The organism is Rhodopirellula maiorica SM1 (genome assembly GCF_000346295.1).
GTDB lineage: Bacteria > Planctomycetota > Planctomycetia > Pirellulales > Pirellulaceae > Novipirellula > Novipirellula maiorica.
Map to the genome: position 1 here is coordinate 1 of NZ_ANOG01000020.1, position 8,070 is coordinate 8,070.

Consider the following 8,070-nt stretch of genomic DNA (forward strand, 5'->3'; position numbering starts at 1 on the left):
CAAGAATGAAATCTGTTCGTCAAATGGTTGTCCTAGATAGGAATCCAAATTCCCTTCCTCACTGCATAACAGCGGGATGGGGTCGCCGGACGAATCGAAAGTCCCTGCGTGCCATCGACATGCATTGGTGTCAATCAAGACGACTAACGGTGCGGGTTGTCGATTACTCATCGTCACCTCTTGCTCGTTCCAGCGTTTGACGGAGACTCGCCGTTTGCGACTTGAATCGCTCGAGCGTCTCGTGAACGAGTTGCGAGTCGTCTACGGCGTCCGTGACACTTTCGGCATCATCCAAATAGCTGCCCAGCCGTTGCATGAGTTCTTCTCGGGCGTCGATGACATCGTGTCGCTGGGCCGCTTCCTTGAGCATCTCGAGCAAGTCGTCGGGATCCCACGGTTTGGTGATGTAGCGATACAGTTCACCTTGATTGATCGCATCGACCACTGCACGCGTATCGGCATACCCGGTAAAGATAATTCGAACGGCTTCGGGGTGTTCGTTGCGTACCTTCTGCATCAATTCGGATCCGGTCATCGACGGCATCCGCTGATCCGTCATGATCACATGCACCGGATGCTCTGCCATGATTTGCAGAGCCTCGCTCCCGCTGGTGGCCGTATGGACGGTGAAATCACGTCGCAATAGCCCTGTGAGTGAGAAAAGGACATCGGGTTCATCATCGACGATCAAAATCGAGTGTGACTTCGTCATTAGTTGTTCCGCCTAGTTCTACGCGTGTCATCAACCGGTACCTTGATCCCCGCGAGGCAATTTAACGTGTACCGTCGTTCCCTGCCCTAACTCACTTTCGATCGTGATCGATCCGCCATGGTCACGGACCACCGCATAGCTGACTGCCATACCCAGCCCTGTGCCTGTCCCTACCGGTTTTGTGGTAAAGAAAGGCTCGAACACGGAATTTTTGGTTTGAGCATCCATTCCGCATCCATAATCTTGAACCTCAATGTGGTTCCAATCCGCATCGCTTTCCAAGCGAACTTTTAGGACCGCTCCCATCTCATTGGCTTGGATTGCATTAAGGACAATATTGTAGATGACTTGATGAATTTTATCAGGTCGACACTGGATGGTGGCATCCGAATCGAGCTGGGTTTGGACCTGAATCTGCTTTTCTTCGATTTGAAGACTCAACATCTGCAGCGTCGATTCGATGGCAACGCGTAGATTCAACTGGTCTTCGGACGCCTGGTCCAACCTCGCGAAGTCACGCAGATTCACGATGATATCACGAACGCGTGATAACCCTTCGGTCGACGACTGTAGCAGCTGAGGCAAATGCTCTCGCAGCCATGCGATATCGCAATCCTCCTGTATCTCGGCCAATTGTTGAACCAGCTCCGGAGGGGCCCCCTGAATGAAGGGGCGAATCTCTTCATACTTGTCAACCAATCGCACGATATCGCTGAGGTCGCGGCGAAGCACTGCTAGATTGTTGGTGACAAACGCGATCGGATTGTTGATCTCGTGAGCCATGCCTGCAGCGAGATGACCAAGGCTGGCCAATTTTTCGCTCTCGACCAACGCCGCCTGGGTCTCTCGCAGCTGCCGGTTTTGCTCGGCCAATTCCTGTTCCAGCCGGATGATCCGCTCGCCTTCGCGAAGTCGAACTCGCAACTCTTCCTGGTCGCACGGCTTGACTAGAAAGTCATCCGCCCCCGACTCCATCGCGGTGACCAAGTCCTCCTTTTCCGACTTGGACGTCAACAGGATTAGGTAACAGTACCCGGCATGTTTAGAACTGCGGATGCGACGAATCAGATCGAGCCCATCCATGTTCGGCATGATCCAATCGGTCAACACCAATGAAAAGGATTCCTCTTGAAACTTGTGCCATGCCTGTTCGCCGTCAACCGCCTCGACGACCGTGTAATTCCAACGCCGCAGGTGACTGACCAACAGCATCCGAGACACCGAACTGTCTTCCGCAACAAGAACCTTCATGCTGAAAATGATCCTATCGACGGAACGCCGCGCAACAACGATTCTGCCAAACTCGATTCTGTCAAACTCGATTCCGTCAAACTCGATTCCAATTCTGTAGTGCGTCGATGCCTTCACATTATAGTTGATCGCGTGGCGGCCGTTGGAACGAGCGTGCCGGAATCGTCAAGACAAAAAACGAGACGGACTGGCCCTGCCAATGCGAGCGGCGAGCTGCAAAAAAGCAGACCTGTCAACCGCCGACGCGGAAACCTTCACATGCCGTTCCGATTTCGATCATCGGGAACGTGATTTGCACATAAAAGCCTTCGTTTGCTGTTGCACAATCACTCTCCCAAAGCGGACTTCAGAACAATGAAAACCTACCAGAAATCGACACTTGCCTGGTTGATCGCCGGTGCCGTGACCGTGCCGTTGTCGAGTGCGGCTGCGTTTTCGCAAGAGACTGCGGAAACCCAGAAGAACACGCCAGCCGGATCGACCGAACCAGCAGCGCCAGCGGAACCAGCAGCGCCAGCGGAACCAGCAGCGCCAGCGGCAACATCGCCAGCGGCAACGTCGCCAGCGGAAACCGCCTCCGACGAGCACATCGATCGCGATTCGCCGGCACTGGGGGTTGTCGTTGGATCGTGCCCGGGCCAAGGAGTTTGCGTCCACGACGTGGTCATGGGCAGTCCCGCCCAACGAGTTGGGATCGAACGTGGCGACTATATCCTGGCCATCAATGACAAAACGGTATCCACCCCGAAGGAATTGAAAGAGCTCATCGAAGGATTGACGGCGGTGGATACCGTCAATGTCAGCGTGTGGCGTCGGGGTCAGAAAATGACCAAGCAGGTGACGTTGGCGGCCGAGGCAACGACGTTACCGAACAGTCGCCAAGCGTGGCTAGGCGTCGCCTTGGCGGATCGCGACAACGGGGAACCGGGCGTAGCGATCGATCAAGTCCACCCCAACAGCCCTGCCGAAAAAGCAGGTCTAAGCTCGGGTGATGTGGTTATCCAAATCGACAATCAAAAAGTGACGACGATCGACAAGTTTGTCGAAAAGGTTCGTGACCTCGAACCAGGGGCACAGGTCAATTTGACGGTTCAGCGAGACGACGAAGAGCAGCAGATTGCCGTAACGCTCGGGCAAGTCGAAAATGCGCCGCTGCGATGGTTCCGTCGCCCCTTCGGCCCCTCGAATCCAGCCTTCGATGGACCTCCGTTTGACGGCCAATCGCCCGATTTCGGCATGCGGCCGTTCATGCCTCAAGGTCCCTCCGACGTGATGGAAGAAATGATCGATGACATGCGAGCCCAGATACGATCGTTACAAAACGAGATGGATGAGCTTAAACGGCAACTGCCAGTCGACTCTCGCGACAACCAGCAACAAGGCAGCGAGCAACAAAGCAGCGAACACAACGTCGAAAGAAATCCTGACGACGATCTATCGAGTGATGAATTCAATCACGCGGACTTCGTGCAATTGGTGATGCAGCGAGACGGCAGAGGGCACGATCGAGGTGGTGACCATGACCATGGCGATCGTGGCCGTGGAAACCGCGGCGACGTTAATCGCCCGTACAACTTGCCACATCTGAGCAATGATTGGACGGGGGAACGTTATCGCTATCAAGACAATCGCACCTATCGTTACCGAGTTCCTCGCACCCCGGTATATCGCTATCCCTCCTATTATCCGTACCACTACTACCAATACCGTGGCCGGCCCTACTACTACGGTGGATACTATCCCTACGGCTACCGTGGCGGAGTCCAGATCGGCCCCAACTTTGGTATTTATTGGTAAGCGGAGGGCGCCACAGCGCTACGACCGTTCTTTCAGCTTCAGTGGAATGTAGCGACCGACCACTTGCCGCATTTGATCGGTTGCAACGGGCTTGGCGACAAAATCGTCGGCGGTGAGTTGCGTGTGCTGACACCGGGTTTCGTTTCCATCGGACTCGTTCGAGGCGACGATCACCGGGATCCTCCGCAACGCCGCATTGTCTTGCAGCCATTGAACAAGATTCTGGCCGTCGCCATACAGCGTTTGTGTATCGCTGATGATCAAATCCGGTTTCTCGGTCGCAATCCGCCAAGACGCCTGCTTGCTGTTAAAAGCAGCGAGAAAATCAACGTCGTAGGGACGAAAGACACGTCGCTGCGACTCGACAAAATTCACATCGCAATCAACGACCATCAATCGCGGCGTTTTCGTTTTATCCGGATTAGCCGTTGTCAACGGAACCGGACTCAAAACAGCAAAAGACTGCCCCATCAAACCGAACCCCATATTGCGAGAAAATCCCGACGTGGTATTCGCCCCGTCAGGCGGATCCGCTGCTCCGAAATCGCTTCGATCCCTGGCTAGGCAAACGCGAGCGATTCATTCTCGGACCAATGCAAACATAGGTCACATAACGAGCGGGGGGAGTCGAATCGCCAGAATCATGGCAAATTCATTTTGAAAAATACAGCTCTCCCCACCTCAACGGTATTTTGTTGCATCATCCCATCCAGTATCTGCGACTCATGGTGGCAACAACGATGACGACAACCACGGCAGCCGCCACCCAATGACGCGGAACATTGGGTCGGCGCAGTTCAGGTTCCTGTGAAACAGGATCCTCATTCGACTGGGGGGCTGCCGCAATCGATTCGCGTGAAGTAGCGAGGGGCTCCAACTGATCAAACCCTCGCTGCCTCAAATCAAATCTCATCTCCGCCGCCGACCGGTAGCAGTCTGTCTCATCTCGAGAAACCAACCGTCTAAAAATGGGATTCGCTACCCCCAAATCGGAAGCAGACTGACAAGTCGGTGCCTCAGGATCGCGGCCGGTCAGCATAAATCGAAGCGTCCAGCCTAAATTACGCAGATCAGATCCGACATCCGCATTTCGCTTAAATTCGTAACCGGAAACGCCTCGTGCAATTTCGTCACCACCAATCCGAGTGAAACCGTCGTCGGTCAAAAAAATGTTCGATGGATTGATCGCCCCGTGGGCTTTGCCGCGGCGATGCCAACAATCCAACTGTGCCGCGATTTGGTCGACGACGAAGATGGCATCGGCGACCGCCAGAGTGCCTGCTGTGGAGATGCAATCACGCAAAGTCTCCTGTTCGGCATGCTGGGCTGCAGCGAAATCTTGGGCTGGAATGGAATCTTGGACTGCAGCGGGCGGCAGACGGCTATCGAGGGGATCGTTTTCGGTGTCGCGATCGCTGCGTCGCGGTGCGGCAGCGGGATGGTCCCCCATCGGCACGGCATCACGGTCGTTATTCATGCGTGATTCCTTCGTCGAGCCAGATCGGAACAAAGAAAGCCATTGTCATTGTCATCGTGTCTCCACGCCGATGTAACCGCGATTTTGCCCGACTCGCTCGCGAGAAACCACCGAAAAAAACGAACTCAGCGATCATCAGATTGTCCTTATCATGCTTTCGAACGCCTCGAAAAGCGAGCCATCCTCCCGGGGATCTTCATTTCCTGGCAAACCCGCCCTTTTCGAGGACGCTTCATCGCACTATAAAACTGCAAATCAGAAGTGAATTTTTCCGGAAACTTTGGTGAGGAACGAGGATCATCTGCGAACTAAAAGATTTAGTCCGCATCACCCAAACCGGGGCGTGAAAGCGTGATCCTAAATGAGAAAAAAGGTGTCATGACATCGGCTTTTTCATCCGAAGCAAATCCGGTACACTTTTCACCCACAAGGCGATGTAGCTCAGTCGGTTAGAGCGGAGTCTTCATAAGGCTTAGGTCAGCGGTTCGAGTCCGCTCATCGCTATTTTCATAATCTCTGGTTGATAACCAACTCAGGCAAACCAGCAATGTGCCCTCGAGAGGCAATGCCGGAGTATCGGTTTCACGCCTCCGGCCAATCCACTGCCACTTCGGCCGGCAAAGATTTCTATCTTGGGCGCTGCCTGTGTTTGCATTCTCGTAGCAGCTTCCTGGCTGGACGCCCCTTCCGCTTTCGCTAAGGTGGTAGCGGCTGACAACTCCGACAGGTCGGCGACACTTTTTGGCTTCAAGTAGATGAGGCCCGCGCGGGCCGACTGTGACGCTTTTCTGATCGTCCTACTGCCGCGTCTTGGTTGGTCGTCGATCGACCATCACCTGAGTTGGTCTGATCCAACTCGCCGCCCGTGCCAACGTGCGAATCCTGGACTGATGGCGTGGTTGATTTATTGGCCAACGGAACATCTGCCTGCCTGAGATTTCCTCGACGAATGCATACCCGTTGGGCAAGCTGCCTACCGCTGCAACCGAACCGGCACAAGCTTTGCTAGCAAAGAGTTTATCGAGTCACCGGATGGCTGTTTTATTCTCCTTCAAAAATGGCACTCTCATGGCTCCACGTCCTACCTGGAAGGGTTATCTGAAACTGTCGCTCGTCTCGGTTCCTGTGAAAGCGTTCACGGTTTCCGATAGCAGCAAGAGCGACATCCGGCTGAACCAGCTGCATGCCGAATGTCACCGCCGAATCCGGTACAAAAAATCTTGTCCCGAACACGGTGAGGTGCCCAATGAAGAAATTATCTCGGGATACCAAATCGGCGAAGATCAGTACGTGCCGATCGACAAAGACGAGATATCGGCCATCCGAACCAAGAGCGACCAGTCCATCGAGATTGCGACGTTCATCAGCGACGACGAACTCGATGATCGCTTCTTAACCGATCGTTCGTACTATCTGGTGCCCGATGGCAAGGTCGCGCAGAAACCGTATACGTTGATTCGCGAAGTGTTGGCGGCCGACGATATGCGTGCTGTGGCCGAGGTGATTCTTAGCCAGCGTGAGCAGCATGTCGTGGTGCGCCCGCTTGGTACACTGTTAATCATGACCGTGCTTCAACACCAGCAGGAGCTGAAAACGCCAACGGGCTTTGAACAGCACGTCGATGATATCGACGTTACCGATCAAGAACTCAAATTGACGAAGCAGTTGGTGGCAGGAATGACACACGACGATTGGGATTTCGGCCAATATCGAGACGAATATCAACAGCGACTCAGTGAACTGATTGAAGCGAAAGTAGAAGGCAAGGAATTAGTCAAACCGCCGGAAACGGAAGCGCCGACGATCATTAATTTGATGGACGCTTTGAAGGCGAGCATCGAGCAGATTCCCGTGCCCGAGGGCGGATCGCAAAAATCGGCGACGAAGGCGAAACCTGCCAAGCCAGCAGCGAATAAAAAGACGGCGAAGAAGAAACCGGCTAAGAAGGTGGCTGCCAGCACATCACGTAGCGGATCAAAACGCAAAACTGCGAAACGGAAGACCGGCTAATGACGCATCCGCCCAGCTTCCCGGTTCAGTGGCGAATCGTGTTTACGGGGCGATTAGCGTCGATGAGTCGCGTGGCGGCGGTTCGTATCATTACGGAACGAGGCGGGACGGTTCGCGACCGAGTATCCCAGCAGACAGATCTGTTGGTGATCGGGGCTGACGGATGGCCGCTACGCAAGTCGGGTTCGATGACTCGCAACCTGCGGCGGGCCAGTGAACTGCAAGCCGCTGGTGAATCGGTTTCGATCATCGGCGAAGCGGAGTTTCTGCGGCGTTTAAGTGGAAGCGACGAAGCCGGGCAGATACGCCGATTGCATACGCTCGAACAACTTAGTCGGCTGCTGGGGGTCAGCGGTCTGCGGCTGCGACGTTGGAACGCGTTGGGATTGATTCAGGCCCACGCTCCTGCCGCGATCGCACCGATGTTTGATTACCAAGAAGTGGCGGCAGCAAAGTCTCTCGCGCGTTTGATTGCTCGCGGGGTCTCGCCGAGGAAGTTGGCCGACAGTTTACGCCGCCTGCAACATTGGCTTCCCGATCATCGTGGTTTGCACAGCAGCATTGTCGCGTTGGAGAAGCGTTTGCTGGTGCGCCATGGCGATAGTTTTGTCGATTCAAGCGGCCAGTTACATTTTAGCTTCGATGAAGAGTGCGTCGCAAACTTTGCTAAGGATTCGTTGACGCAGGAATCCTCAGCACGCTCAACCACGCAAGTTGACGATCCAGATTTTCTGTTCGACCGAGCCTTCTGCGCTGAATCGGAAGGCAGGATCACCGAAGCGATGCATGCATACACGCAGTGGCTTGGCCAATTTGGCGATGA

General features: G+C 54.5%; 7 protein-coding genes and 1 tRNA gene. 4 read left to right on the top strand and 4 right to left on the bottom strand.

The features are described from left to right. Positions 1-163: 163 nt before the first annotated feature. Positions 164-712, bottom strand: coding sequence for a response regulator (locus tag RMSM_RS00700; protein WP_008690075.1), 549 nt, complete (start codon positions 710-712; stop codon positions 164-166). 30 nt (positions 713-742) lie between these two features. Next, the gene (locus RMSM_RS00705) at positions 743-1,963 is read right to left on the bottom strand and encodes a response regulator (protein WP_040763346.1); all 1,221 of its coding nucleotides are present in this window, start codon (positions 1,961-1,963) and stop codon (positions 743-745) included. A 354-nt stretch (positions 1,964-2,317) separates the two neighbouring features. On the opposite strand from RMSM_RS00705, the gene RMSM_RS00710 reads away from it, so the two are divergent. Then, positions 2,318-3,760, top strand: a complete 1,443-nt coding sequence (locus tag RMSM_RS00710; protein ID WP_008690079.1) for a PDZ domain-containing protein — start codon at positions 2,318-2,320, stop codon at positions 3,758-3,760. A gap of 18 nt (positions 3,761-3,778) precedes the next feature. Here RMSM_RS00710 and RMSM_RS00715 read toward each other — a convergent pair whose 3' ends face one another. Next, the gene (locus tag RMSM_RS00715; RefSeq protein ID WP_160168200.1) at positions 3,779-4,231 is read right to left on the bottom strand and encodes a response regulator; all 453 of its coding nucleotides are present in this window, start codon (positions 4,229-4,231) and stop codon (positions 3,779-3,781) included. Positions 4,232-4,460: 229 nt separating this feature from the next. After that, positions 4,461-5,237 carry a serine/threonine-protein kinase gene (locus tag RMSM_RS00720; protein ID WP_008690083.1) on the bottom strand — a complete coding sequence of 259 codons (777 nt, stop codon included), beginning with the start codon at positions 5,235-5,237 and terminating at the stop codon, positions 4,461-4,463. 430 nt (positions 5,238-5,667) lie between these two features. Here RMSM_RS00720 and RMSM_RS00725 point away from each other — a divergent pair. The 3 genes from RMSM_RS00725 to RMSM_RS00735 form a co-directional block, all read left to right on the top strand. Beyond that, positions 5,668-5,741 (top strand) — tRNA-Met (locus RMSM_RS00725). Positions 5,742-6,305: 564 nt separating this feature from the next. Beyond that, positions 6,306-7,247: a non-homologous end joining protein Ku gene (gene ku / locus RMSM_RS00730; protein ID WP_008690088.1), complete on the top strand. Its 942-nt coding sequence runs from the start codon at positions 6,306-6,308 to the stop codon at positions 7,245-7,247. Further along, positions 7,247-8,070, top strand: an 824-nt coding sequence (locus tag RMSM_RS00735) for a BRCT domain-containing protein (protein WP_008690090.1), incomplete at its 3' end; no start/stop codon positions are given. The genes ku and RMSM_RS00735, both read left to right, overlap by 1 nt.